This is a genomic window from Streptococcus parasanguinis, from assembly GCF_047463195.1.
Taxonomy (GTDB): Bacteria; Bacillota; Bacilli; order Lactobacillales; family Streptococcaceae; genus Streptococcus; species Streptococcus parasanguinis_R.
This window is the reverse complement of the sequence record NZ_JASHEI010000007.1, coordinates 65,521-91,599: the sequence shown is the minus strand read 5'-3', so window position 1 is coordinate 91,599 and position 26,079 is coordinate 65,521. Positions and strand designations below refer to the sequence as shown.

Annotated in this window: 25 protein-coding genes and 1 pseudogene; 4 read left to right on the top strand and 22 right to left on the bottom strand. The window is 41.8% G+C overall.

Going from position 1 to position 26,079, the window contains the following annotated elements; all coding sequences use genetic code 11:
* From trpB to hisS, 12 genes and pseudogenes are all read right to left on the bottom strand, one after another.
* Entirely contained in the window at nt 1–1,206 is a 1,206-nt protein-coding gene (gene trpB / locus QM870_RS07445; RefSeq protein ID WP_414369242.1) for a tryptophan synthase subunit beta, read from the bottom strand.
* A complete protein-coding gene (locus QM870_RS07440; protein ID WP_414369240.1) occupies nt 1,196–1,783 on the bottom strand; it encodes a phosphoribosylanthranilate isomerase in 588 nt (195 codons plus the stop codon). The genes trpB and QM870_RS07440 overlap by 11 nt, the downstream gene beginning before the upstream one ends.
* On the bottom strand, nt 1,770–2,537 hold the full coding sequence (trpC, locus tag QM870_RS07435; protein ID WP_414369238.1) for an indole-3-glycerol phosphate synthase TrpC: 768 nt from the start codon (nt 2,535–2,537) through the stop codon (nt 1,770–1,772). The genes QM870_RS07440 and trpC overlap by 14 nt, the downstream gene beginning before the upstream one ends.
* The gene (gene trpD, locus QM870_RS07430) at nt 2,534–3,538 is read right to left on the bottom strand and encodes an anthranilate phosphoribosyltransferase (protein WP_414369252.1); all 1,005 of its coding nucleotides are present in this window, start codon (nt 3,536–3,538) and stop codon (nt 2,534–2,536) included. The genes trpC and trpD overlap by 4 nt, the downstream gene beginning before the upstream one ends.
* A gap of 9 nt (nt 3,539–3,547) precedes the next feature.
* Nucleotides 3,548–4,108: pseudogene (locus QM870_RS07425) on the bottom strand (aminodeoxychorismate/anthranilate synthase component II); the annotation flags it as partial.
* On the bottom strand, nt 4,105–5,463 hold the full coding sequence (trpE, locus tag QM870_RS07420) for an anthranilate synthase component I (RefSeq protein WP_155169841.1): 1,359 nt from the start codon (nt 5,461–5,463) through the stop codon (nt 4,105–4,107). The pseudogene QM870_RS07425 and the gene trpE, both read right to left, overlap by 4 nt.
* A 514-nt stretch (nt 5,464–5,977) precedes the next feature.
* Complete coding sequence (locus QM870_RS07415; protein WP_414369236.1) at nt 5,978–6,340, bottom strand: DUF1304 domain-containing protein; 363 nt, start codon at nt 6,338–6,340, stop codon at nt 5,978–5,980.
* A gap of 15 nt (nt 6,341–6,355) precedes the next feature.
* Nucleotides 6,356–6,784, bottom strand: a complete 429-nt coding sequence (locus QM870_RS07410) for a MarR family winged helix-turn-helix transcriptional regulator (protein ID WP_414369234.1) — start codon at nt 6,782–6,784, stop codon at nt 6,356–6,358.
* Nucleotides 6,785–7,053: 269 nt separating this feature from the next.
* Complete coding sequence (locus QM870_RS07405) at nt 7,054–7,683, bottom strand: HAD-IA family hydrolase (RefSeq protein ID WP_414369232.1); 630 nt, start codon at nt 7,681–7,683, stop codon at nt 7,054–7,056.
* Nucleotides 7,680–8,960 (bottom strand): MATE family efflux transporter, encoded by a 1,281-nt coding sequence (locus tag QM870_RS07400; RefSeq protein ID WP_414369231.1) that lies wholly within the window; start codon nt 8,958–8,960, stop codon nt 7,680–7,682. The genes QM870_RS07405 and QM870_RS07400 overlap by 4 nt, the downstream gene beginning before the upstream one ends.
* 50 nt (nt 8,961–9,010) lie before the next feature.
* The gene (gene thrC, locus QM870_RS07395) at nt 9,011–10,495 is read right to left on the bottom strand and encodes a threonine synthase (protein ID WP_414369229.1); all 1,485 of its coding nucleotides are present in this window, start codon (nt 10,493–10,495) and stop codon (nt 9,011–9,013) included.
* 180 nt (nt 10,496–10,675) lie between these two features.
* Nucleotides 10,676–11,959 carry a histidine--tRNA ligase gene (gene hisS, locus QM870_RS07390; protein WP_414369227.1) on the bottom strand — a complete coding sequence of 428 codons (1,284 nt, stop codon included), beginning with the start codon at nt 11,957–11,959 and terminating at the stop codon, nt 10,676–10,678.
* Nucleotides 11,960–12,129: 170 nt separating this feature from the next.
* On the opposite strand from hisS, the gene QM870_RS07385 reads away from it, so the two are divergent.
* Complete coding sequence (locus QM870_RS07385; RefSeq protein WP_414369225.1) at nt 12,130–12,471, top strand: metal-sulfur cluster assembly factor; 342 nt, start codon at nt 12,130–12,132, stop codon at nt 12,469–12,471.
* A gap of 162 nt (nt 12,472–12,633) precedes the next feature.
* Here QM870_RS07385 and QM870_RS07380 read toward each other — a convergent pair whose 3' ends face one another.
* Nucleotides 12,634–13,908: a uracil-xanthine permease family protein gene (locus QM870_RS07380; RefSeq protein WP_414369223.1), complete on the bottom strand. Its 1,275-nt coding sequence runs from the start codon at nt 13,906–13,908 to the stop codon at nt 12,634–12,636.
* 586 nt (nt 13,909–14,494) lie between these two features.
* Entirely contained in the window at nt 14,495–16,198 is a 1,704-nt protein-coding gene (gene ilvD / locus QM870_RS07375; protein WP_003009522.1) for a dihydroxy-acid dehydratase, read from the bottom strand.
* Between the two features lie 214 nt (nt 16,199–16,412).
* Here ilvD and rpmF point away from each other — a divergent pair, with 214 nt between their 5' ends.
* Nucleotides 16,413–16,595: a 50S ribosomal protein L32 gene (gene rpmF / locus QM870_RS07370; protein ID WP_003009516.1), complete on the top strand. Its 183-nt coding sequence runs from the start codon at nt 16,413–16,415 to the stop codon at nt 16,593–16,595.
* A 15-nt stretch (nt 16,596–16,610) separates the two neighbouring features.
* The gene (gene rpmG, locus QM870_RS07365; RefSeq protein WP_001265622.1) at nt 16,611–16,760 is read left to right on the top strand and encodes a 50S ribosomal protein L33; all 150 of its coding nucleotides are present in this window, start codon (nt 16,611–16,613) and stop codon (nt 16,758–16,760) included.
* Nucleotides 16,761–17,239: 479 nt separating this feature from the next.
* On the opposite strand, the gene QM870_RS07360 is transcribed toward rpmG, so the two are convergent.
* From QM870_RS07360 to QM870_RS07335, 6 genes are all read right to left on the bottom strand, one after another.
* Nucleotides 17,240–18,025, bottom strand: coding sequence for an ABC transporter permease (locus QM870_RS07360; RefSeq protein WP_003013947.1), 786 nt, complete (start codon nt 18,023–18,025; stop codon nt 17,240–17,242).
* Between the two features lies 1 nt (nt 18,026).
* The gene (locus QM870_RS07355) at nt 18,027–18,821 is read right to left on the bottom strand and encodes an ABC transporter permease (protein WP_003013825.1); all 795 of its coding nucleotides are present in this window, start codon (nt 18,819–18,821) and stop codon (nt 18,027–18,029) included.
* Nucleotides 18,818–19,804, bottom strand: a complete 987-nt coding sequence (locus QM870_RS07350) for an ABC transporter ATP-binding protein (protein WP_003010129.1) — start codon at nt 19,802–19,804, stop codon at nt 18,818–18,820. The genes QM870_RS07355 and QM870_RS07350 overlap by 4 nt, the downstream gene beginning before the upstream one ends.
* On the bottom strand, nt 19,797–20,000 hold the full coding sequence (locus QM870_RS07345) for a hypothetical protein (protein WP_003010127.1): 204 nt from the start codon (nt 19,998–20,000) through the stop codon (nt 19,797–19,799). The genes QM870_RS07350 and QM870_RS07345 overlap by 8 nt, the downstream gene beginning before the upstream one ends.
* Nucleotides 20,001–20,884: 884 nt before the next feature.
* The gene (locus tag QM870_RS07340; protein ID WP_414369221.1) at nt 20,885–21,520 is read right to left on the bottom strand and encodes an SdpI family protein; all 636 of its coding nucleotides are present in this window, start codon (nt 21,518–21,520) and stop codon (nt 20,885–20,887) included.
* Complete coding sequence (locus QM870_RS07335) at nt 21,507–21,788, bottom strand: autorepressor SdpR family transcription factor (protein WP_003009465.1); 282 nt, start codon at nt 21,786–21,788, stop codon at nt 21,507–21,509. The genes QM870_RS07340 and QM870_RS07335 overlap by 14 nt, the downstream gene beginning before the upstream one ends.
* 965 nt (nt 21,789–22,753) lie before the next feature.
* On the opposite strand from QM870_RS07335, the gene QM870_RS07330 reads away from it, so the two are divergent.
* Nucleotides 22,754–23,923, top strand: a complete 1,170-nt coding sequence (locus tag QM870_RS07330; RefSeq protein WP_414369219.1) for a CynX/NimT family MFS transporter — start codon at nt 22,754–22,756, stop codon at nt 23,921–23,923.
* 86 nt (nt 23,924–24,009) lie between these two features.
* Here the strand turns inward: QM870_RS07330 and QM870_RS07325 are convergent, their stop codons facing one another.
* Both QM870_RS07325 and QM870_RS07320 read right to left on the bottom strand, forming a co-directional pair.
* The gene (locus QM870_RS07325) at nt 24,010–25,149 is read right to left on the bottom strand and encodes a LysM peptidoglycan-binding domain-containing protein (RefSeq protein WP_049523820.1); all 1,140 of its coding nucleotides are present in this window, start codon (nt 25,147–25,149) and stop codon (nt 24,010–24,012) included.
* A 305-nt stretch (nt 25,150–25,454) separates the two neighbouring features.
* Entirely contained in the window at nt 25,455–26,078 is a 624-nt protein-coding gene (locus tag QM870_RS07320; protein ID WP_003009455.1) for a V-type ATP synthase subunit D, read from the bottom strand.
* Nucleotide 26,079: the final 1 nt, after the last annotated feature.

Below are 26,079 nucleotides of genomic sequence, written 5' to 3'. Positions count from 1 at the left end.
TTACTCTCCTCTCTCTTTTTCTAGGCGGTCTTTGACTTGTACCACATCTTTATCCCCACGACCTGATAAGCAAACAATCATAGATTTTTCAGGTCCCATCTCCTTAGCCAACTTCACCGCATAGGCGATAACATGGCTCGATTCCAGAGCTGGAATGATTCCTTCTACTTTCGAAAGCAATTGAAAGGCTTCTAGGGCTTCTTGGTCTGTCACAGGCACATAGGTTGCCCGCTTGATGTCATGGAAATAAGAATGCTCTGGCCCAATCCCTGGGTAATCGAGACCTGCTGAAATCGAGAAAGCTTCTAAAATCTGTCCATGGGCATCCTGTAACACATCCATCAAGGCACCGTGAAGGACTCCCGGACGCCCCTTGGTCAAGGTTGCTGCATGCTGGTCTGTATCCACTCCAAGGCCAGCAGCTTCTGCCCCATACATGGCGACAGACGTATCCTCAACAAAAGGATAAAAGAGGCCAATAGCGTTCGATCCGCCTCCTACACAGGCTAGGACTGCATCTGGCAGAGCCCCGTCATTTTGCTCTGCAAATTGGCGTTTGGCTTCTCGACCGATGACACTTTGAAAATCACGGACAATTTCTGGGAATGGGTGAGGTCCTAGAGCAGAACCCATGATATAGTGGGTATCCTCCACATTTGCTACCCAGGCTCTGAGGGCAGCATTGACCGCATCCTTGAGGACACGTGACCCATCTGTTACTGATTGAACCTTGGCGCCCAACAATTCCATCCGAAAGACATTGAGGGCTTGGCGTTTGACATCTTCTTCCCCCATGTAGATGGTGCATTCCATACCAAATAAAGCAGCAGCCGTTGCCGTTGCAACACCGTGCTGACCAGCTCCTGTTTCTGCGATGATCTTCTTTTTGCCCATCCGGTGTGCCAATAAAACTTGTCCTAGGGCATTATTAATTTTATGAGCCCCTGTGTGGTTGAGGTCTTCTCTTTTAAGAAAAATCTTGGCTCCACCGACATACTTGGTAAGATTTTTAGCGTAATAGAGCGGTGTTTCCCGACCGACATATTGTTTCAGAAGCTGATCCAATTCTGCTTGAAAAGAAGGATCTGCTTGACTTTCTCTATAGGCTTCTTCTAATTCTAAAACTGCTGTCATCAAGGTTTCAGGGACAAATCGTCCCCCGAACCGCCCGTAAAATCCGTTTTGATCTGGTTGTTTATATGCCATGCTTGACCCTTTCTATAAATCGTTTTATCTTTTCTTGATCTTTTATTCCATTTGTCTCGACCCCACTGGATACATCCACCGCATAAGGATGAAAGAAGCGAATGGCATCTGCTACATTGTCTTCCGTCAAGCCTCCTGCAATAAAGAAGGGCTTTGTAAAGTTTTGACTTTCGAGCTTTTGCCAGTCAAAGGTCTGCCCACTTCCTGCTACAGGAGCATCAAAGAGCAGATAATTGGCACTGGTCTCAGGAAGAGTTGCATCTTTCCCCACTTGAACAGCGCGAATCGTCTGTTGGGGAAGGTCTTGCAAGATGGTATCATCTATCGGTCCATGCACTTGTATCAGGTCCAAGCCCACAACTTGGCAAGCTTGCTCCACTTCTTCTCTTTGTGGCGATACAAAAACACCAACTTTTTGAACCCCCTTTGGAATCCCTGTAGCCAACTCCCGAGCTTGCTCCAGCGTCACTTGACGTTTGCTTGGTGCAAAGACAAAACCAATGTAGTCCGTACCGGCTTCAACAGCTGTCTGGACAGCTTCCGGAGTGGATAGTCCGCAAATTTTAACCTTTGTCAATCTGTAACTCCTTTACTTTTTCAGCCACATTGTCTGCCTTCATGAGGGCTGTCCCAACGAGAATGCCACTAAAATAAGGAGCCAGTATGCGCGCGTCTGCTGCTGTGAAAATAGCAGACTCAGAGATATAGACCGGTTCTTGTTCAAAGCTTGTCGCTAATTCAAGGCTAGTATGGAGATCTGTCTCAAAGGTCACCAAGTTGCGATTATTGATCCCGATGATCTGAGCTCCAATCCGGTGAGCGACCTCTAGTTCTGTCAGATTATGGGTCTCCACCAAGACCTCCAGGCCAAGATGGGTCGCAAAATCGAAGAGTTCTTTCAGACGAGCCTCTGATAAGGCTGCAACTATCAACAAGATCACGGTCGCCCCTGCGTTTCGCGCCCGAATCAGTTGCTTTTCATCCACAATGAAATCTTTGTTGAGGGTGGGGATACGCACCTGACTAGATATTTCCCGGAGATACTCGATACTGCCCTTGAAAAACACTTCATCAGTCAAGACAGAAATCATCACGGCCCCATTTTCTTCGTAAGTCTTAGCCTGCGCGACGATATCCACATCGACATGAATATCTCCCAGACTCGGGCTAGCCTTTTTCACTTCCGCAATGACCTGAAGCTTTTCTGGATGACTCTTTAGGTAATCATACAAGCGGTAGGTCTCACGCAACGGTTGGAGTTCCTCTTCTTTCATCGCAGCCACTTCACGCGCCTTTTCCTTTAGAATCTTTGGCAAGAATTCTTGACTCATTTTTGATACTCCTGTAATAATCTCAATTTCTCAAGGGCAGCCCCACTGGCAATCACTTCACGTGCCAAGGCAATTCCTTCCTTGATAGAATCTACCTTGCCGTTGGCATAAAAACCAAGGCCTGCATTTAAGACCGTCACCTCTAAGAAGGGACTCGCTTCATTCTTCAAGACACTGAGCAATATTTCCGCATTGCGTTTGGCGTCTCCACCTCGTACTTGATCAATTTCAATGCGCTCCATTCCTATATCTTCTGGTTGAAAGCTGGATAAGGTAACCTGTCCATCTTCCAGAATAGCGAGCTGGGTTTCCCCATCGAGGCCTGCCTCGTCCAAGCCTTGTGGGCCACTCACCACCACTGCGCGTTTTCGACCCAAATTCTTTAGAATCTCTGCCGTACTTTCTAGCATGTCAGGACGACTGGTTCCCAATAGCTGGGTTTCTAGAGGAATCGGATTGATAAGAGGACCAGTTAAGTTCATCACCGTTGGAACCCCTAATGCCAAGCGAGCGGGCATAATATAGCGCATGCCAGGATGTAGATTTTTGGCAAATAGGAAGACAATTCCCGCCTTTTCAAACACTCGTCCCAAGTCTTTTGGACCCAAATCAAGGTTAATCCCTAGAGCTTCTAGCACATCCGCAGAACCGGATTTAGAAGAGATTGAACGATTTCCGTGTTTCGCCATCTTGATGCCACCACCAGCAAGGACGAAGGCAGCTGTTGTTGAAATATTGAAACTATACGAACGATCGCCCCCCGTTCCACAATTGTCCATCGCTCCTTGAACTTCTGTAGGAATAGCGACTGCATAGGCCTGCATCACTTTTGCAATAGCCGTCCGCTCTTCAACCGTTTCGCCCTTCATTTTGAGACCTAGAAGAAGGGCCGTCACCTGTGCTTCTGAAGCACGACCAGCAACAACTTCCTCCATAGCAGCTTCTAACTCTGCACTGGTTAGATCCATTCCTTCCGCTATTTTTGCAAGCACTTGTTTCATCTTCCGCTCCTTGACTAGTTTGACAAAATTTTCGATGGTCTTGAGCCCATCTGGCGTCCCGATACTTTCTGGATGGTATTGAAAACCATAAATTGGTAAGCTACGGTGTTGAATTCCCATAATCGCTTGATCATCCGTCGTCCGAGAGGTAATGACAAAATCCTCTGGCATGTCTTCAATCGTCAGCGAATGGTAGCGCATGACTGGGACTTCTTTTGCGACACCCGCGTATAGCGGAGAGGGAGCTTCTAGCTGGATCTGGCTTTGTTTTCCATGCATGACCTGTGGCGCCAATCCCAAGCGCCCTCCAAAAACTTCCGCAATCGCTTGATGCCCCAAGCAAATCCCCAAGATTGGTTTGACCCCCGCGAAATCTCGGATCATCTCCTCCATCTTACCCGCATCCTTTGGCCAACCTGGACCTGGAGAAAAGACCAAGGCATCTGCTTCTTGGGCAACTTGGTACAAATCCGGATCATCATTTCGAAGCACCTGGACCTCATCAAATTTTCCGATATACTGTGCTAAATTGTAGGTAAATGAATCGTAATTATCGACTAATAAAATCATCCTTCTTCTCCAATCCTAGTCATTGATTTTGCCTTATTGACGGTTTCTTGGTATTCATTTTCAGCGATCGAATCATAAACGATTCCTGCTCCAGCCTGCACATAAGCCTTCTTATTTTTGAGGATCATGGTTCGAATCGCAATAGCAAAATCGAGATCCCCCGTCACAGAGAGATAGCCAATAGCACCTGCGTAGACTCCTCGTTTCTCTTTTTCTGCCTCATAGATTCGCTTCATGGCTCGAATCTTGGGAGCACCCGAAACGGTCCCAGCTGGAAGAGTTGCCTTCAGTGCCTCAATAGAGGCTAGTCCAGGAAGTAATTGACCCTTGACCACACTCGTCAGGTGCATCACATAACGGAAGAACTCCACTTCCATATATTTGGTCACTTCAACCGACCCATTTTGAGCGATACGACCAATATCGTTTCGCCCTAGATCCACCAACATCCGGTGTTCTGCGACTTCTTTTGGATCCCCTGCCAAATCAGCTGCCAATTGCCGATCAGCCTCTTCATCGATCCCTCTGGGACGTGTGCCAGCAATGGGATTGGTCGTCACCACTCGATCCTTGACTGACACCAGACTTTCTGGACTGGCACCGATAATTTGGTACTCCCCAAAATCATAAAAGTAGAGATAATTCGAAGGGTTGGTCACGCGCAAATTGCGGTAATAATCCAATGGTTTACCTGAAAAATCAGCTGAAAAACGTTGACTAAGCACGCATTGGAACATATCTCCTTTTCGAATATAGTCCCGCGCTAGGGCCACCATTTCCTCAAACTCTTTTTGCTCCAAATGATTGTGGAAATGAAGCGCATGCAGGTCCTTGTCCTGAAACTCTTCTTTTGCAGGTCTTGCCAACTGTGCTAATACTTGCTCCAAGCTCGACGCTTGCTCTGCTTCACCTCGTCCACTATAGAGGTTCTCTTCCACCACATAGACCTTTTCCTTTTTGTGATCAAAAATCACATAGCTTTCATATAAGAAAAAGTGAAGATCTGGTGTGCCGATCGTATCTTCAGGAATGGAACCAATGTTCTCATAGAGACCAATCAAGTCATAGCCGACAAATCCAATCGCCCCACCGTTAAAAGGGAGTTCCTCTGAAGTTTTCCTTTTGACCGTGATGCGATTCAAAAAGTCTAAAGGATCTTCTTTAACAATTTGATCATTGTTATAGAGGACGCCATTTTCAAACTTGACTTCACTGACTGGCCGATAGGCTACAATTGAAAAACGCGCATTCTCTTTTTCACGAGGAATTGACTCTAAGATCATTTTATGGGGCGCATCCAAACGCATATAAGCCAAAATTGGACTCAACACATCAGCAGATAAAACTTTTTTCATATCAGAAACCTCTCTTCTAGAACTCTTTTATTCTAAGGAATTCAACCGTACCCTACTTCGCTTGCTAAGGCGATCAAGGGTATCCCATCGCTCAATTCTCGTTTTGGGATCAATGTGCCTAAGCTCGCTTCGCTTGCTAAGGCATATAGAAAAGCCCTCACACAAAAACTGTGTGAGGGCGTAGTGTCCGCGGTGCCACCTCTTTTATAGGGAAAAATAGCTGGTCTTTCCCTACATCTCTATCTCCTCTATCAAGGAGTTGCACGGTAAGGGGTGCCAACCGAATTCACATGGGTTAGAATTCATTGATCATAACAGTCCAATTTTCATCAGTCGCTATTGCTTGTTCACAATTCCCACAAGCTCCCTGAAAATAGCCGACTCATTACTTTTCTGTTGCTACCATTATAACCCTTTTTCTTCGAAAGTCAATAAAATTTTTAGTCTTTTTTTATACTTTTTTCTACACTAATTTAATAAAATCAGCTCAAAGATTCCTAGCGGCACGTCCTTTTCATCCAAAACATAGGATACTCAATAAAGCTAAAATTGCAGGACCACCTTGGGTCAAGATAATCTTTTTATTGGCTGTCATCGCACCGTAGGCCGCAGCTCCAATAATAAAAAGCACAAAAATCGTAACAACTTCACTATTTTTAGAGACAAACAATCCATACAAGAGAAACACACCAATCAAGGCATTGTATATCCCTTGATTCTTAAATAAAGAGGTCACTGATGGGCGAGCGAGTTCTTCTTTATCCATGTTGAAAACCCGACTTGTGGTATCAGATCTGGTTCTGATGCTCTCCAAATAAAAAATATATAAATGCTCCAGTGCAGCAAGACTCGCTAAAATAATCGTCAGTAATGACATCGTAGATTCTCCTTTTTATTCAACTGTTATTTGTTCAATGCCAGATACTAATTTGTCCAGCAGGTAAGAAAATTGCTCTTGTTCTTGAGTGGTCAAAATCCGACTCATCTGTTCTTTCACCGCCACATGATGGCGAGGAGGATGTTTGACCAAACGATTATAGGCCGTATCCGTCAAATGAATTAAGATTTCCCGCTGGTTTTTTGGATTTCGACTCCGATGGACAAATCCTTCCTTTTCCAATATTTTGAAATGCCGGGTTAAAGCCGCTGGATCAATTTGCAAACGTTCCTGAACCGCGATCTGATTGCAAGGTGATTGTTCTAATAAATCCTGCAAAATTTGGTAACGCGTTAAGCTAATCCCTAGTCGCTTTTCAAATAACTGTGTAGTTGATTGATCTGCCAAGCGTAGTTGGTAGAGTAAATCATTTATTTCTGCCATGTCCCTTCCTCTATTTATTTTTGATAAATCAATAATTGACTAGTCAATTATAAAATATTTTATATCCTCTTGCAAGGAAAAGAGCTTGCACTGTTTTTTCGCACAAAAAAAAGCCACCTGATTTGGCGACTCTTAGGGAGATTATTATGAAAAAGAAAAGTTTTAGGATTTTTCTAAACAAAGTTAGGAGGTCTTTGTTTATGCTTCTATTATAGCGGACATTTCTTAAAGAAAGCTTACGACTTTATTTCAAAATGAAAACAAATTCTTTACAGATTCTTTTCAGCGTTTAAAATACCTGGAATATCTAGTAAGGTGTTCATCTGATGATTACCTTCATAGTCAGACGTCAAGAAATTGATACTCTGAATCTGGCTATTTCTTGCAAAGTCAATATCCAGGCTCCGATCCCCAATATAGTAGGTCTTTTCTGGTTCCAACCCGTACTTCTCCATCAGATACATGGCAGCTTCTGGGTCAGGCTTGCGAGCAAAACCACTTTGACTGGTCAAAATCTCTGTAAAAAAAGATTCCAAGCCCAAGTCCCGCAGGATGACAAAGGCATTCTCTCCCTTATGGGTATAGACAAACTGCTCAATTCCAGCTTCTTGTCCCCAGACTAGGACATCACGCACCCCAGCCATCAGAAGGACCTGGGCATTTTTCTCTGCTAGACTTTCTGCTCGGCGATGATTCAAGTCCGTCACATCCAGATGATACTCCTCCGCCACGGCTACTAAAAGATCTTGAACCGAATGCTTCAAGATGTAGTCTTTGATTCTCGCTCGGTCAAACGGAAGCTGATAAGATGCATAAGTCTCCTCAAGACCTGCCAGAATAGCATCATAGGAATCCAGCAAGGTTCCGTCCAAATCCCAAATAAAGGCTCGTTTTGTCATTTTTTCTTCTCTCCTACTTTTCGTCTATATAGCTGACTCAAAAATAGCCAACGAAAACCATTGTCGAGCAGTGTCCCCGTCCAGACACCTGGAAGGCCAAAGCCAAGAGTTACTCCAAGCAGATAACCGGCTCCAATTCGAATGACCCACATGCCAATCGTCGTTGCATAAAGTGGAAGTTTCCCATTTCCCAACCCTTGCCAAACAGCTGTATAGATGACCGTTCCTGCTGTAAACGGCGTTCCCAACAAAGAAAAGAGGACAACCGACAGGCTAGCTTCTACCGCTTTCACATCTTGTGTGTAGAGATAGGTCAGAAGGGTGCCCCCAAAAAAGATTCCCAAGGCAATGGGTAACATTAATACAAAGGACAAGCAGTAAGACTGCTTTCGAAGGCGGGCAATCTGCTCAAGATCACCTTCACCCAGGCTCCGTGCTACGAGCATGACCGTCGCTGTGGCCACCCCAAACACAGGCATGTAGTTAAACTGGGTCAAGGTCTCTCCGATAGCATTTCCTGCGACTGCCTCGGTCCCAAAAGCAACCACGATCGCAATGATTACCACATCTCCAGCCCGCATCATCAGCCGCTCTCCGGCTGCTGGAAGTGCTAAGTTCAAGAGCTTACGATCCAATCCCCAACCAAGGGGGGCAAAGGGTAGCTGGACCTTTTGCCACAAGAGGATGACGCCCACCAGACGGGCCAGCACCGTCCCCAAAGCTGCTCCAACAATGCCCCAACCAAAAAGGAAAATAGCCACAGAGGAGAATAGAGCATTTAAAACATTGGTCAACAAGCTTACATACATAGGAATACGTGGATTGTTGGCCACCCGAACCAAGGAGCCCAAGGTCGTCATCAAGCCTAAGAGAACAATGGTCCCGCCGACCAAGGAAAGGTAAATCCCCCCGCTTTCGGCTACTGCAGCTTCAGTCCCCAACAGCGAAATCATCTGGCGTCCAAATAACAGCGATGCTCCTCCTAAGAGAGCACTCAACAGTAAGGTCACCTTCAGTGACTCTGTCGCATGGTAGGCAATGTTTTCTTGATTTTTTTCACCCAAGCTTTTGGACATGACACTGGCAACTGCCGCACCCAGTGCCAAAAAGATGGCTTGATAGATGGTGATGATATTCCCTGCGACGGAAACACCTGAAATGGCAATCAAGCCCAGGTGAGCCACTAAATAAGAGTCCACCATGCCCATCAGCATTTGTAAGAAATTTTCACCCATGGCAGGAAGGGCGATATTTAAGATTTTTTTGTATGAATTCATGAGTATATAAAAGAGCCAAACGGCTCTTTTGATCTTTCTAATACAGAAAATTAAAGTCCCAAGTAGTCTTCTACGGCTGCTTGCATGTCTTTGGCTGCCACGCTTGTATGATGGCGAACCGGTGCAGTTTCAAGGCTGTCTACAGCCGGTGGCACAGGAACACCTGAGAGTGTGTGTAATTTAGCCAAGGCTTCGAAATCACCTAGACCTGTCTCGCCTGTCACCGCTTCTACTGCTACAACAGGGAATTTGTAAGGACTTGCTGTAGAGGCAATGACTGTTTTAGCAGTATCCCCTGTTTGAGTCCGGTATTTTTGATAAACGGCTGATGCTACGGCTGTATGAGGGTCTTCGATGTAATCAGACGCTTCATAGACCCGCTTGATCTCTGCAGCAGTTTCTGCTTCATCTGCGTATGCAGCCGCAAACAAATCTAAGATGTCTGCATCAAAGTTGGACAACTGGTACTGACCTGTTGCAACGAGGCTTTCCATCAACTCTTTGGTCTTTGTGGCATCATTGCCTACCAAGTGGAAAATCAAGCGTTCCAAGTTTGAAGAGACCAAAATATCCATTGATGGGCTAGTGGTCACCTTGAACTCACGTTTCTTATCATAGACATGTGTTTTGAAGAAGTCTGTCAAGACATTGTTTTCATTTGACGCACAGATCAATTTTCCAACTGGAAGACCGATTTGTTTGGCATAGAAAGCTGCCAAGATATTTCCAAAGTTTCCTGTTGGAACAGTGAAATTGACTTTTTCTCCCGCTGTGATTTGGCCTGTCTTCACCAATTGCGCATAGGCGTATACGTAATAGACAACCTGAGGCACCAAACGACCAATGTTCATAGAGTTGGCTGATGAGAATTGCATCTTGTTGGCTGCTAATTTTTCACGAAGCGCCACATCATTGAACATGTGTTTGACATTGGTTTGGGCATCGTCAAAGTTTCCATCGATGGCGATGACATGGGTATTGTCCCCAGTTTGAGTCGTCATTTGCAATTCTTGCACCTTGCTGACACCATCTTTTGGATAAAAGACAATGATCTCTGTCCCTGGAACATCAGCAAAACCTGCCATGGCAGCTTTACCAGTATCTCCAGAAGTCGCCGTCAAGATGACAATTTTATTTTCCAAACCGTGCTTTTTAGCTGCTGTTGTCATAAAGTAAGGCAAGATCGACAAAGCCATGTCTTTAAAGGCAATGGTGGAACCATGGAAGAGCTCCAAGTTGTATTGACCATCGAGTTTGACAAGAGGAGCAATAGCCGGGGTATCAAACTTGCTGTCATAAGCATGAGAAATACAGTAGTCCAACTCTTCTGCTGTAAAATCGTCCAAAAAGGCTGACAAAACAAGCTTGGCCACTTCTTGATAAGAAGCGTCTTTGAGGGTATCAAAATCCAGCTCTACTTGAGGATAAGAGACTGGAGTAAACAAACCGCCATCTGTCGCCAATCCTTGAAGGATGGCTTGACTAGCTGTTACAGTATTTTTTTCATCTCGTGTTGATTGATAAACTAATGTCATGACTGTTTCATTCCTTTACTAGTAGTCTTCTCATTATATCATAAATGTCAGAAAATTTAACGGCTTTTCGCCAAATCTTGGCAAAGGTTGGCAAACAGAAGCTAGATAAAAGAGAGCAGGCGCAACGACTTTGCTCCTACTCCCATGCGAATCTGTTTTTCAGGTGTCTGCAAGACTTGATCAAGCCAATCCCAACTCTGCTAAAACAGATGGGAAGTCTTTCTTCAATTTTTCAAGAGCTACCGTTACTTCTTGACGAGTTTGGTTGTTTTTCACAGTAACTTGACCACTCTCAACTTCACTACTTCCTAAAGTAATCAAGGCTTTGGCCGCAAAGACATCTGCTGACTTAAATTGTGCCTTGAGCTTGCGTCCAAGGTAATCACGTTCTGCCTTGAAACCTTGGATTCGAAGGGCCTGAACCAAGCTAAGCGCTGCTTCATTGACTTCATCTCCTAGGACAGCGATATAGGCATCTAGGCCTGTTTCGATCGGTAATTCAATGCCTTTCTTTTCAAGAACGAGAAGGATCCGTTCCACACCGATCCCAAATCCAAAACCAGCTGTCGCAGGGCCACCGAAGTATTCAACCAACCCATCATAGCGACCACCTGCACAGACTGTCAATTCATTGCCTTCAATTTCTGTAATGAACTCAAAAATCGTGTGGTTGTAGTAATCCAAGCCACGCACCATGTTGGTATCAATGACATAGGATACTCCCAAGTCTTCCAACATCCGACGAACCGCATCAAAATGCGCCTGGCTTTCTTCATCTAGATAGTCTAAGATGGAAGGAGCCTGTTCAACCGCCGCCTTGTCTTCTTTTTCTTTTGAATCCAAGACACGAAGCGGATTTTCTTCTAAGCGACGTTGGCTGTCCTTAGACAATCGATCCTTCATTGGCAAGAGGTAATCAATCAAGGCTTGGCGATAAGCCTGACGACTAGCAGGGCTTCCCAAGGTGTTCAAGTGCAAGGTCACATTGTCAATTCCTAGTTCTTTCAGGAATTGCGCTGCCATGGCAATGGTTTCGACATCCGTTGCAGGATTGCTCGAACCAAAGCATTCTACCCCAATTTGGTGGAATTGACGCAAACGACCTGCTTGAGGACGTTCGTAGCGGAACATTGGGCCTATGTAATAGAACTTACTTGGTTTTTGTACCTCAGGCGCAAAGAGTTTATTTTCTACATACGATCGGACAACAGGAGCTGTTCCTTCTGGACGAAGCGTGATATGACGGTCTCCCTTGTCATAGAAGTCATACATTTCTTTGGTAACGATATCCGTCGTATCCCCTACTGAACGGCTGATGACTTCATAATGTTCGAAGATCGGTGTGCGAATTTCATCATAATTGTATCGCGCAAAGACCTTGCGTGCAAAGCCTTCTACATATTGCCATTTCGCTGAATCGCCAGGAAGGATATCCTGGGTCCCTTTTGGTTTTTGTAATTTCATAGCCTTCATCCTTTGTCTTACTTTTGCCTCTATTTTACCACAAATTCGAAGAGAAATGGAGGCTGGACCGCATTTCCTTTGTCCCACACGTTCAAAACATCTTTCTCTTCTTGCCTTATCGGCCGAATTATGAGAAAATGGAAGCCATACTACACTGAAAGGATCTTGCGATGAGAGAGGATATCAAAATCAATGACCGCGCCCTGACACTAGAGAAGTCGTTAATCGAAAAATTGGAGCTTGTATTTGATACCGATGTTGAGTTAGATGTCTATAACCTAGGACTGATCTACGAGATCCATCTAGATGAAGCCGGCACTTGCAAGGTGGTTATGACCTTTACCGATACGGCTTGTAGCTGTGCTGAGAGCCTTCCGATCGAAATCGTCGCTCGCCTAAAAGAAATCGAGGGGATCGAAGATGTCAAGGTTGAAGTGACTTGGTCACCCGCTTGGAAAATTACACGAATCAGCCGATACGGGCGCATCGCCCTTGGTCTTCCACCACGATAACAATCATGATTATTTAAGAAACGCAGTCAACTAATGAAGGAATGCTCCTTCGGAAATCCGATCCATAATAAAAAACGAGGAACACCAGCTCTGCCATCAGAGTTTGTTCCTCGTTTTTTATGATGATTGAACCTATTATAACTTTTTCAATACCGGAACAAACTAAGCCTCATCAGCTTTTGGTTCTGGAAGGATTTGATACAACACAATTCCTAGAATCGTTGACGTTGCCACACCCGTGATTTGAAGACCACCAAGGTCAATCATCAAACCACCGATCCCTGATACCAAGATAACACTTGCAATCAAGAGATTCTTTTTATTATCAAAATCAATCTGATGTTCAACTAAGATTTTCAAACCGCTAGCAGCGATCACCCCAAAGAGGGCAATAGACAAACCTCCCAATACAGGAGTTGGAATAGAGTGCAAGAGTGCTGATAGCTTCCCAATAAAGCTCATGACAACCGCAATCACTGCTGCGCCTGAAATAACGTAAACTGAGTAGACCTTACTAAGGGCCATAACCCCAATGTTTTCCCCATAAGAAGTTACCGGAGGAGCTCCAAAGAATCCAGCAATAATCTGTGCTAAGCCATCACCAGTAAGCGTATGGTCAAGCCCTGGATCCTTGAAGTAATCACGCTCAGTCAAACTATTTAAAACCATGAGGTGGCCAAAATGTTCCGTCATGGTCACAAAGGCAATCGGAGCCATGGTCAAAATCGCACTTGGATAGAGCTTAAAGCTATAATCCACAAATGGAATGTCAAAGTTTGGAACTTGAATCCAATGCGCCGCACTTACCTCTGAGAAATTGACAAAACTATGTCCTGTCAGCAAACCAAGAGCCAATGAGAAAATATAGCCCACAATTAATCCAAGTAAAATTGGGACGACACCGACGATCTTCTTGCCATACATGTTAAAGAGGATAACCGCAAAGAGGGTCACCATCGAAATCAATAGAGCATAGCCGCTGTAGCTATTATTTAAGGTTGTCGCATCAGTGACGGCATTCTTCGCAAGACTCAAACCAATTACCATGATAATGGGACCAACCACGATTGGTGGAAGGACCTTATTAATCCAGTCTTTACCCGCATGCTTAACAATCAGAGCTACAAACAAGTAGACCAAACCACCCGCCATGGCACCCTGGGCAACTGCTGCGATTCCATCTGTCTTCATCAACATCTGCATAGCAGCAATATAAGCAAAACTAGACCCCATATAAGCAGGAATCTTATACTTGGTCACGGTTAAGTGAGCCAAGGTCCCCAAACCAGATGAGAACAGAGCAATGGCAGGATCAATCCCAACCAAAATCGGCACCAGCACTGTCGCCCCAAACATGGCAAACAAATGCTGGAAAGATAAACCAACCAATAAACCAGGTTTTGGCATATCATTCACATCATATTTAACGTCATTCACGATCGTAAAAACCTCCTAAAATTAAGATGCGACAAGCTATGGCTGAACAAAAACATCTACCTTCGATGAGCAAATTGTAAGCGAGCGCTTCATGCTCCATCATCGGCGATTTCTTTTTTATCAAACCACTTTTCAACTATACAAAAAAATCCCCCACAACAAGGAGATACACAAAATATAGGCTGGTCTTCCCAGGCCTTTCATTTCCATAGCTCCTTGCCTGCCTCTCTGGACAGTATTAAAGGATTGATTCGATTAGTCACAATTATAGCAAATTATAGACTGATTTACAAGAAAAATGACAGATGATACACCCAAATCCCCAAAAAAGTAATATTCATACGATTCCGCGACAGGGTTGAAAATAGCTACTTTGAGCCAAAAAAGAGGCTGGGACAAAAGTCCTAGCCTCTCAATTATTTTTGGATTGTCGAGCAAGACGCAGTGGTTGAGTGGGCTCTACTACGCTGATTTCATCAGTTTTTACAGCCCTACTCAACTGTGCGGAGGTGGGACGACGAAATCGAATTCTAACGAATGACCGATTTCTGTCCCACTCTCTCTTTGGACAAAGTCGTCCTTGCAATTATTGTTTACCAGACTGTTCCATATTCCAGAAGTCGGTCACGGCACCACGAGATGCAGAAGAAACGATGTGGGCGTATTTACCCAAAACCCCACGGCTATACAGTGGTGGCAAGGTTGTTTCAGCTTTACGTTTCGCTAACTCTTCGTCTGAAACGTGCATGGTGATTTCTTTGGTATCTTGGTCAACTGTCACCATGTCCCCTGTGTGAAGGTAGGCGATTGGACCGCCGACCTGAGCTTCAGGCGCGATATGTCCAACAACAAGACCGTAAGTACCACCAGAGAAGCGTCCGTCTGTCAAGAGGGCCACCTTATCTCCTTGGCCTTTCCCAACGATCATAGATGACAAGGACAGCATTTCCGGCATACCAGGACCACCCTTAGGACCCACAAAACGAACAACAACAACGTCGCCATCCACGATTTCGTCTGAAAGAACGGCTTCAATGGCAGCTTCTTCCGAGTCAAAGACCTTAGCAGGACCCGTGATGTTGCGAACCTTCACCCCTGATACTTTGGCAACCGCTCCTTCAGGAGCCAAGTTCCCTTTCAAGATGATCAATGGACCATCCGCACGTTTTGGATTTTCAAGTGGCATGATGACTTTTTGACCTGGTGTCAAGTCAGCGAAGGCTTCTAAGTTCTCAGCCACCGTTTTACCGGTACATGTGATGCGATCCCCGTGAAGGAAACCATTCTTCAGAAGGTATTTCATGACAGCTGGCACACCACCGACATTGTAAAGGTCTTGGAAAACGTATTTCCCTGAAGGTTTCAAGTCTGCCAAGTGAGGCACGCGCTCTTGGAAATCATTGAAGTCTTCAAGGGTCAAGTCCACATTGGCTGCGTGAGCGATCGCGAGCAAGTGAAGGGTCGCGTTGGTTGAACCACCCAGCGCCATAGTCACCGTAATGGCATCTTCAAAGGCTTCACGGGTCAAGATGTCAGATGGTTTCAGTCCCATCTCCAGCATCTTCACAACTGCACGACCTGCTTCTTCGATATCGGCTTTTTTATCAGCCGATTCAGCAGGGTGAGAAGAGGAACCAGGAAGACTCATCCCAAGGACCTCAATCGCTGTCGCCATGGTGTTGGCCGTATACATCCCACCACAGCCACCAGGGCCAGGGCAGGCGTTACATTCTAGTTGCTTCACTTCTTCAGCGGTCATATCACCGTGGTTCCATTTCCCGATTCCTTCGAAAACAGAAACCAAGTCGATATCTTTTCCATCGAGATTCCCTGGAGCAATGGTCCCACCATAAGCAAAGATCGCTGGGATATCCATATTGGCAATGGCAATCATCGAACCAGGCATGTTCTTATCACAGCCCCCGATGGCCACAAAGGCATCCACGTTGTGACCGCCCATAGCCGCTTCGATAGAATCCGCAATGATATCACGTGACGTCAGGGAGAAGCGCATCCCAGGCGTCCCCATAGCGATCCCGTCCGCAACCGTAATGGTGCCAAATTGGACCGGCCAAGCACCTGCATCTTTCACACCTTCTTTGGCCAATTTTCCAAAATCGTGGAGGTGGATGTTACAAGGGGTATTTTCCGCCCATGTCGAAATCACTCCGACAATCGGTTTCTCAAAGCTTTCATCGGTCATTCCCGTCGCGCGAAGCATGGCACGGTTGGGAGATTTTACCATGCTATCGTAGACACTACTACGATGGCGTTTGTCTAATTCTGTCATGTCATTCCTCTCGTTCCATTTTTTACCATTATAGCATAAAAGAAGGCCCAAAGACAGATCCAAACTTTGAGATCAACTAGGGAGAAGAAACTTTTCCCAAAAATTTCAATTTTTTTGTCAAGTAACTTTACTTTACAAAAAAGTTTTGTTATACTGTTACAGTTGATGAAAATCAAACCTAATTGAATTTATATCTTAAAAGGAGAAAAACGAAATGGCAGTACCTGCACGTCGCACATCAAAAGCGAAGAAAAACAAACGTCGTACGCACTACAAAGTTACAGCTCCATCTGTAAACTTTGACGAAGCAACTGGAGATTACTCACGTTCACACCGTGTATCACTTAAAGGATACTACAAAGGACGTAAGATCGCTAAAGCTGCATCAGCTGAATAATAGAAGGGAGATACCATGCGCGTAAATATTACACTTGAACACAAAGAATCTGGTGAACGCTTGTACCTTACTTCTAAAAACAAACGTAACACTCCAGACCGTCTTCAATTGAAGAAATACTCACCAAAACTTCGCAAACACGTTGTGTTTACAGAGGTGAAATAGGGGTTCACTACACGTCAATAGATGTTAGAAACCTTGATTTTAAGCGATTCTTGAAATTCTAAATTTCACTACATTGCAATATAAATCAACCGAATCACTACCTTTTTCACTACCTTTTTTGAAATAAGAATAATGATTCGGATATATAAAAGAAGAGGAACTTTATTGTGAAGCTCCTCTTTTTGTTATGTGTTCTTTTTCTCACAGATCGTATGACCTGGTTTGACACAGTTGGATTTCAGGTACTTTCAGTTTAGCTTTATATCAACCATCATCAAAATCCAACTATTTTCTTATTTTAAAAAATATGAATAAGTTTGATTGAATGAGGGAATTTCTTTAAATTTTTTCTTAGCACCTATAAGTTAATAATACTATTCTTTAAATTATAGTTTATAATTATCTGATGTTTCAATGACCACAAAACAAAGTACAGCGAATCACTTCCTTTAGTCAAACATATAACTGAACAACATTGTTTATCTTCCTGCACTTTCATATTTTTTCAATCCTTTTCTAAAAATTGTACGACTGATAATAATCAAAAAAACTGTAAAAACTATTTGATAGAAAAATAGGTTCAATGTATCTTTCCCTAAAAATATTAATACTGCAGGATTGGCAATTAATAAATTGGGAACAAATAACATAGTGATCAATCTGTTAATACCTGTAAAAATATTATATGGATACTTAGAAATTCCAATATAATTCAAAAATACATCTACTTTTGAAAATTTAGTTGGGAACCAAAATGAACTAATCGTTATTAGAAACCAAATTGAATAATATATAATACAACCACACATTAAAGAAAGGATATAAAATAATATTTTTAATGAATTTAAATGTACATTTAAATTTCCATAACTTATAAAAATGATCGCAAGACCAAAAAAAGTATTCACGAATTGAACTAAATTAAATGATCTAAAAATATAGAACAACTGAGTATCAAACGGCCTCAATAAAATTTGATCCAAGTTACCACTCAAAATATCTGATTCTAAAATTCCCATACTTCTAATTAACAATCCCATCATAACTCCATCTACAATAGTGTAGGAACCTACCAAAAATAAAATTTGATAATAGTCCCAACCATTAAAAGAGTCTATGTTTAAGAAAATCAATCTAAAAAATACAATAGGTAAACCAATCCACAGTATCGACGAAAATAGACCACAAAAGAAGTCAAAATGAAAATTCATATCAGATTTAAAACCAAAATGAAGTAGCCTAAAAATTACTTTTATTCTAAACATTTTATCCTCCCACATTTGAGAAGTGCTCCACTCCTTTTCTCAATATGAATCTTGATATAATATAAAAAATGATGCACCAAATCAATTGAATACAAATAATTCTCAAATAGTCTATTAATTTATATGTATCATTACTAAACATCTGAAGCGGTTCATATACTAAGTATTTAAAAGGTAATACATCTAAAAACAGACGAAAATTATTTGAAAAAAAACTTAAAGGCAATAATATTCCTGATAAAAACTGAATTACTATTTCTTTAACAGTAAGGACAAAAAATATATTTTCTAACCAAAAAGAAAGCATACCTACACAACATGATATTAAAAACCATAGAACCATAGATAGAATAATTGCAATACTTCCTAAAATAAGAATTTCAATGGTTAATAACTCATTCTTGTAATAAACACTGGAGAATAAAATGACAGGAATGATGATAAATAATAAATGAGCAAGCCTATCTCCAAGCATTTTACAAAAATAATACTTATAAAAAGTAACAGGTTTTATTAATATGCTAAAAAAATTTCCTGAATGAACATCGTCATTGATTTCCCAATCAACTGGATAAAAAACAAAATATGAAAAAATTATAGTCCCCAAATAGTATTGAACCATTGAGGTAAAATCATATCCTGCTATATTTATCTGGTTACTCTGATATATATACGTCCATAAAAATACTGATATCATAATTTGTATACTTGCCTGTAACATTAACAATAGTACACTTGATTTATAGTTCAAAATAGATCGAAATGATATCAGAATAATAGACATTTCTTTTTTCAATTGTGCTCCTTTTTTGTAAAATAGTTTTGTAAAATAATTTCTTCTAAAGAAAGATTTGATATTTCAAAATCTTCTATATCTACAAGCTTATTGATTGATTCTAATGTCTCAAAGACAAAATCTCTAGGTATTTTTAGTATACATTCCGATTTTGTTTGAGAAATGACTACTACTCCTTTAACAGAGCATAACTCTGGTACCAAATCTAATGTCATTTTTATCTTTAAATATTTAAAATCAGAAAATTTAGATAAAATAACATCCATTGACTCCTGCAAAATAATTTTTCCTTTGTCAATGACGATTAATTCGTCACAAACAGACGAAATATCATCCATATCATGACTCGTTAAAATAATAGTAGTATGACATTCTTCATTCATTTTCTTTAAAAATGTTCTGATATCTTTTTTAGACTGTATATCTAACCCTATAGTAGGCTCGTCTAAAAATAATATTTCCGGACTTGTTAAAGATGCCGCGATAAACTCCATTTTCATTTTTTGTCCAAGAGAGAGGGTCCGGACCTGCTGGTAAAGCTGATCTTTTACATTCAACAAATTGCTTAATTCCTGAATTCGTTCTTGTAAAATCGCCGGTTCTACCTCATATAAAGTACCAATCAATTGAAAATAATCCATAGCCGAAACATCTTGAAATAACTGTAATTTATTTCCTACTACTATTGAAATTTTTTTTCTAAAATTTATACTTCTTTTAAATGGAATTTCTCCATTCACTTCTAATTTTCCGGAACTAGGATAAAGAGTCCCAGTCAACATTTTAATCGTTGTGGATTTACCAGCTCCATTACTCCCAATAAAGCCAACTATACTCCCTCTCTTAATCGTAAAACTAATATCTTGAACAGCTCGAATCGTTATTTGATTACGTTTCAAAAATCTCTTGATAAATGGGAGTCTTGAATCAAAATTATAAAAATTTTTAGATAAATTCTGAGCATTAATAACTATTTCACTCATATATCTCTCCTTTCGATAAAATATATTTACTTGTACTTTTTCCATACTTTACCAAAATGCTAAAGATTGAGCTAAAATCTTCGGGATGGGTAAAATAATATTTGTCTTTAAAAAGTTTCTCAAAACCTTCAAGGCGATTATTGAAATCATTAAATTTTGTATTGTCTAGCTGGTTGAATGTCTCTTTAATATCCATAAACTTTCTCCGTGATTCTTTATTTCACTTTATAAATAGAAGAGTGTCTATATATTTATAGATCCTCAAGAACTTGCATTTTATCAAGTATAAGTAGAATAGTATGTAAGGGTTTACATATTCATATTGTATGATTATTTAAGGAATCCGTCAATTTTCCACATTATTATATGACAAAATGTATTTTTTAAAAATGCAAAAATCTATGAGCAAGATGTTTGACTTCCTTTTTTAAAGTATATATACTTATATTAACCTTAGAAAAGAAAAAATGTTTGAACAGATATTCAATAATAATTACTTTTTTTAAAATTAAAATTCGAACTTTAAATTTTTATCTTTTTTATATTATTGAGTAACCTAAATTGCCCAATTTGTAAAATTTAGCTAGACAAAAAAAGACATCCAAGAGAAATTTCTTAAATGTCTGTAAACGTTGATATAAGCGTGTTGATTAACGTTTTGATAATTGTGATGCTTTACGAGCTTTCTTAAGACCTGGTTTGGAAAGTATGGGTTTCAGTTGGACTAAAAACAGCGTAATAACAAGGCTTTTCAGAACAATATCTACTGATTAATTTCATAAAATTTGAATAAGTTTAAGCGAAATAGGGGAATTACTTTAAATATTTAATTTACAATTATAATTTATCAATGGCTTTCCTTCAATAATAGTATATAATGGAAGAAAACTGAGTCAACTATCCAGAAAGATACTATTCTATCTTAAAATGGAATATAGTAGCAAAGTGTAAAGAATATACTATAAGCTTTCCGAAAAATTCATATTTTCCTGAAAGTTTTAAATTTGAAACGATGAATAAGCAAAAACAACCGGAAAAGAAACCGTTCCCGACTGGTTTCTTCTCTGGTTGTTTTTTATACTAACGATTTTTCCGACTTAATTGATAAGAGTACATCACAGGGATAAACACAATGGCGAGGATGACCAGCACCAATACATAAGAAAGAGCGAATTGAAGGCCTGCTTCAAGAAGAAGGATCAAGCCACCAAGCACCCACAACTTCCCTGCCAAGCGATGGGTTTTGTGCCAGTTATCTTCACTCTGCAAGGTCCAAGGCAGACGGATTCCAACCGTGTGATTCACTTTTAGCTTAGGCATGTAATTGCCCATGATTACAAAGATGAGACCCAGCAGAACCGAAACAAAAACTGATGGATTGGTAGTAGATCCTAGCGCCTTGCTATAGATGAGATAGGAGGTACTTAAGGAAACGATTGGGGTCAACCAGTAAATCGCTCTGATCATTTTTTCATTCATAGCGCTATTCTTAGAATCGCGACCGATCATAAAGATCACAAACAGATGCACCATGAGATCGAAAATAGGAAGACCAAACACAACCAGGGGTTTCGATTGGAAGTTATTGGCCTGGCCAGCAAAATTGAAGTGAATCGGGATTTGGTTAGGCAATTGCGACCAAATCATCAGCCCCCAAAGCATGGGGAAAAGGATCACCATAGAAGTTAATAGCAATAGTTTTTTATTCGTTTTCATCAGTAGAGTCTCCTTTCAAATCAACGAGCCAGACCATTAAATCCTCCAAGACAGAAGTATTGAGTTCATAGTAGATAAAATTCTTCTCTTTTTCCTCTCGAATTAAATCTGCCTGCTTGAGGAGGCTTAAATGATGGGAAATGGTCGCTCCTGCTACATCAAAGTGGCCAGCGATATCGCCCGCGGATAATTTCCCCGCCTTTAGCAGTTCTAAGATACTTCTTCTTATCGGATTCGATAAAGCTTTAAATGTTTGCGCAAAATTCATTCTCTGTCTCCTCTAATCTATTTAGAAATCTTTCTAAATAGATTCTAGTACTTTCGGATGGGTTTGTCAACTCTATTTAGAAAAAAATCTAAATAGTTTCTGTTGTAAAAATTTATCAGACCTAAGACCGATTCTTATAAACAGCGTCTTTTCTTAAGTTTTCTTTAAGAAATCAACCTTATAATAAAACCATCAAATAAAGACCTCCTAACTTTGTTTGATAGAAAATCCTAAACTTTTTCATAATAATCTCCCTATAAGAGCCACCAAAACCGGTGGCTTTTTCTACGTACCTTTACGAGCATCAGCGAGTTTAGGTACGTTGACGCAGTTCGAACGACAGTGAGAACTACGATCTTTAGAAAACTTAATGAGGTGAACTCAGAGAGTTCAACCGAATTTAGAGATATTGATGCAGTTTGAGCGAAGCGAAAACTACGTTCCTTAGTCCTTTAGCAAACGTTAGCGAACTTAGGTACATGGATGCAGTTCGAACGGCAGTGAGAACTACGTTCCTTAGAATGGAATAAGTAATTTTACTGTTTGGAATGATGATTAATGCATTTTGTCAGACTTAAGACCTATTTTTTAAACACAACCTTTTCTTAAGATTTCTTTAAGCAAACCGCCTTATAATAAAACCATCAAATAAAGACCTCCTAACTTTGTTTGATAGAAAATCCTAAACTTTTTCATAATAATCTCCCTATAAGAGCCACCAAAACCGGTGGCTTTTTCTCTACGTACCTTAGTGAACGTTAGTGAGCTTAGGTACGTTGATGCAGTTCGAACGCTAGTGAGAACTACGGTCCTTATTCCTTTAGCGAGCATCAGCGAAGTTTAGGTACGTTGATGCAGTTCGAACGCTAGTGAGAACTACGGTCCTTACCCTTCATTTGTACTAATACTCCAATTTATGCTCCATCTATGTTATAATGAAGAGAATTTTTGTCTGAGGAGGATTTATGAAAAAAACACATTCTATGCTATTCATCCCGGGCATCATTATGCTTGGGATTGTTTTACGAACACCATTTACTACGCTTCCGACGGTCTTGTCTGACATCGCAGCTGGTTTGGGGGTTGATGTGAGCTCTCTGGGACTATTGACTAGCTTGCCACTTCTCACCTTTGCCATTTTCTCTCCTTTTGCGATTCAATTTGCTAAAAAGTTGGGGATTGAGCGCCTCTTTTTCCTAGTTTTGATTGCGATTACGATCGGATCTGCCATTCGGATTATCAACCTCCCCTTCCTCTATCTGGGAACCATCTTGATTGGAGCTGGTATCGCCTTTCTCAATGTGCTGCTTCCAAGCCTGATTCAGGCGAACAGACCCCGCCAACTAGGCATTCTGACCACTTTGTACATCACTTCTATGGGGATGTCCACAGCGATCGCCTCTTCTGTCGCTGTTCCGATCACCAAAGCCACTTCTTGGCAAGGTTTGGTCAACATCTTGACAGCCTTGTGCGCTCTTGCTTTGGTCATCTGGATTCCTAACCTTCGCTACAACCACCGACTCAAAAAGGCTGCTACTACGGAATCTAGTAGCAAGTGGTATACCAATAAATATGTCTGGGCTATCATGATTTTTGGAGGTTTGCAGTCACTGCTTTTCTACACAAGTATGACCTGGCTTCCGACCATGGCTGTTCAAGCTGGCCTTTCAAAGGTTGAGTCTGGACTACTGGCCTCCGTGTTCACCCTGATCAGTCTCCCATTCTCCTTGACAATCCCAAGTTTAAGCACACGGTTATCCGATCGCAATCGGCGCTTGATGCTTACGATTGTTGTCGGAGCAGGGATTCTGGGGGTAGCCATGCTCTTAATCCCGACCAGCAACTTCTTCTACTGGTTGGTATTAAATGCCCTAATTGGCAGTTCTGTTAGTTCGCTTTTCCCTTACCTCATGGTCGCTTTCTCTATGAAATCCAGCACACCTGAAAAAACAGCTCAACTTTCCGGTCTTGCCCAAACAGGAGGTTACGTCTTTGCAGCCTTTGGTCCCATCCTCTTCGGCTACAGCAAATCCCTCTTCCACTCTTGGACACCAGCTATCCTCATGCTACTGGTCTTAACCATCATCATGGCGATTGCCCTTTATCAGGTGGAAAAAGTCGATCATATTTTATAACCATTGTCCGGCTGAAAGATTCGTCTTCCGGCCTTTTTTGTGCATACAAAAAAAGAACTAGGCACTTGTCCTAGTTCGAAGTTTTATTATCCGTTAAATGAGATATGTACGTGGTCGTTGTGGTTTGCTGTATCTCCACCACGGTCCGGCATTTGGTTCCATGTATTAGCTGGTCCGTAAATGTTATTTACTGGCATGTAGAATTGTTGTTTCCAGATAATATATGAGATACCTGCACGATCCATGTTATCAATCGCATACTGTGCAACTTGATCTCCAAGCTCTGAATTTGTTGGAACCATCACGTCTACTGCAAGTCCTTTACCATGGTCTTCTGGATCCCCTTCACGGTAACCACCGATGTTTGTGATACCGAATTTCGCTGCAATTTCTTGACGGAAAGCTTCCGCTTGAGGTTGAAGATTTGGATCAGTTGGAATAGTATTTCCGCTTGTTGGAGTTGATGCTACTGGTTGCACTTCAGGTGCTGCAGCAGTTTCTACTGCTGGTTGTGCTGCTGGAGCTTCAGGAGCAGAAGCTGGTGTTTCAGCAGGAGCTTCCGCTGGAGCTGCTTCCGCTGCTGGAGCAGATTGAGGAGCAGCTGGCGCTACTTCTTGATTTTGAACTTCAACATTGACAGCTGGAGCACCATAGTTTGGTGTTTCTGGAACAGCTGGTTGTGCTGGTGTTTCTGCTGCTGGTACTTCAACCACTGGAGCTTCCGCTGGGGCTTCTTGAGTTTCCGCTGCTGGAGCAACTGGAACAGCTTTGTTATCTTCGTTTACTGGTTTTGACAAATCGTTGACAGCGACTGTTTGGTCATCAACTGTCACTTGGTTTGTTGTCAAGTCAGCACTTGCAACGGTTGCATCTGTCGCACCTGCTTGAGGAGTTTGGATTTCAACTGAAGTTACTTCTTTTTGATCATTTACTGTTGTTTTCAAAACAGTACCTGGGTAGATCAAATCCATGTTGCTAATGTTGTTCAAGTTTGCCAACACATGAACATCGATTCCAAGCGCTTCTGCGATCGAACTCAATGTATCACCATATTTGATGGTATAAGTTTGTTGGTTTTCACCGCTTTGTTGGATATCATGTTTGATTTCATCTACTGAGCGAGCTACCCAATCTTCAAGTGTTTCTGCAGTGGCTTTTGTAAATGGAATCACTGCAAGAGCTACTGTTGAAGCGATCAAGGCTTTCGTATTAACTTTTAATTTCATCTTTTATCCTCTTTTTTCTTTGTTTTTTTGTTCAAGATTTTCTTGGACAAATTAACTACTATACTATCTTATCACAATTTAAAAATAATAAAAGGCCTTTTTGGCTATTTAACAAAACTGTATTTTTCTTGTAACATTTCGTCTTTCTTGTCACATTGTTACAAACTAGTAACATAAAAAGAGGGTGGTGGAAGAAGAGTTCGAGGGCGCAAAAGAACCTCATCTAGGAGCGGTTCCTCGATGAGGTTCTTGTATTTTTCAAGTAATTGAACACAGCTTTTTACGGCTTTGTATCTTGATGCATCTTATTTTACCTTCATGATTCTGACGAGGTTGGCGCGTTCGGCTTCTTCGAGTTTCATTTCGATATAGTAGATGGTCTCTTTGAGGTCTGGGATAGTCGCATACTCCAGTCCGTTCACTCGACGGCGGGTTTTCTCGATTTCATCTGCCATGAGTTGGCAGCTTTTTTCGATTTCCGCTAACTTGAGCAAATCTGGGAGGAGGTCCCCCATTTCTTGAATGGTGCTATCCATTTGACTGTTGGAGGCGAGGTAGCTATAAACCACGTCCCCTTCATCCTCTCCGTATGGATTATCGATACGGGCATGGAGCTTGGGCACGCGCACACTCATGACATTTTCTTCCTCGATATGGAGCATCACTTCTCGAGTGGGAACAGCAAAGATTTCTTCTACCATGAGGTCACTCTCTAAGGACTTGGCCATCACGAAATCTTGCATATTGCCCACCAGCGCTGCCTCCACCTTTTGGCGCAGACGATTATTCTCACGCACAGCTTCAATAAAACGGCGCATGAGTTCATCCCGCTTATCCTTGAGCAACTTGTGCCCTCGGGTTGCTGTCTTGAGGCGCTCTTTGAGAATATTAAGCTCCATCCGAGTTGGTTTTACATTTAATCGTGCCATA

Bases quoted from the DNA above. Each gene is read 5' to 3' on its own strand.
- trpB (WP_414369242.1), bottom strand. From the start codon at position 1,206: ATGGCATATAAACAACCAGATCAAAACGGATTTTACGGGCGGTTCGGG.
- trpC (WP_414369238.1), bottom strand. From the start codon at position 2,537: ATGAGTCAAGAATTCTTGCCAAAGATTCTAAAGGAAAAGGCGCGTGAA.
- trpD (WP_414369252.1), bottom strand. From the start codon at position 3,538: ATGAAACAAGTGCTTGCAAAAATAGCGGAAGGAATGGATCTAACCAGT.
- trpE (WP_155169841.1), bottom strand. From the start codon at position 5,463: ATGAAAAAAGTTTTATCTGCTGATGTGTTGAGTCCAATTTTGGCTTAT.
- QM870_RS07415 (WP_414369236.1), bottom strand. From the start codon at position 6,340: ATGTCATTACTGACGATTATTTTAGCGAGTCTTGCTGCACTGGAGCAT.
- QM870_RS07410 (WP_414369234.1), bottom strand. From the start codon at position 6,784: ATGGCAGAAATAAATGATTTACTCTACCAACTACGCTTGGCAGATCAA.
- QM870_RS07405 (WP_414369232.1), bottom strand. From the start codon at position 7,683: ATGACAAAACGAGCCTTTATTTGGGATTTGGACGGAACCTTGCTGGAT.
- QM870_RS07400 (WP_414369231.1), bottom strand. From the start codon at position 8,960: ATGAATTCATACAAAAAAATCTTAAATATCGCCCTTCCTGCCATGGGT.
- thrC (WP_414369229.1), bottom strand. From the start codon at position 10,495: ATGACATTAGTTTATCAATCAACACGAGATGAAAAAAATACTGTAACA.
- hisS (WP_414369227.1), bottom strand. From the start codon at position 11,959: ATGAAATTACAAAAACCAAAAGGGACCCAGGATATCCTTCCTGGCGAT.
- QM870_RS07385 (WP_414369225.1), top strand. From the start codon at position 12,130: ATGAGAGAGGATATCAAAATCAATGACCGCGCCCTGACACTAGAGAAG.
- ilvD (WP_003009522.1), bottom strand. From the start codon at position 16,198: ATGACAGAATTAGACAAACGCCATCGTAGTAGTGTCTACGATAGCATG.
- rpmF (WP_003009516.1), top strand. From the start codon at position 16,413: ATGGCAGTACCTGCACGTCGCACATCAAAAGCGAAGAAAAACAAACGT.
- rpmG (WP_001265622.1), top strand. From the start codon at position 16,611: ATGCGCGTAAATATTACACTTGAACACAAAGAATCTGGTGAACGCTTG.
- QM870_RS07360 (WP_003013947.1), bottom strand. From the start codon at position 18,025: ATGTTTAGAATAAAAGTAATTTTTAGGCTACTTCATTTTGGTTTTAAA.
- QM870_RS07350 (WP_003010129.1), bottom strand. From the start codon at position 19,804: ATGAGTGAAATAGTTATTAATGCTCAGAATTTATCTAAAAATTTTTAT.
- QM870_RS07345 (WP_003010127.1), bottom strand. From the start codon at position 20,000: ATGGATATTAAAGAGACATTCAACCAGCTAGACAATACAAAATTTAAT.
- QM870_RS07340 (WP_414369221.1), bottom strand. From the start codon at position 21,520: ATGAAAACGAATAAAAAACTATTGCTATTAACTTCTATGGTGATCCTT.
- QM870_RS07335 (WP_003009465.1), bottom strand. From the start codon at position 21,788: ATGAATTTTGCGCAAACATTTAAAGCTTTATCGAATCCGATAAGAAGA.
- QM870_RS07330 (WP_414369219.1), top strand. From the start codon at position 22,754: ATGAAAAAAACACATTCTATGCTATTCATCCCGGGCATCATTATGCTT.
- QM870_RS07325 (WP_049523820.1), bottom strand. From the start codon at position 25,149: ATGAAATTAAAAGTTAATACGAAAGCCTTGATCGCTTCAACAGTAGCT.
- QM870_RS07320 (WP_003009455.1), bottom strand. From the start codon at position 26,078: ATGGCACGATTAAATGTAAAACCAACTCGGATGGAGCTTAATATTCTC.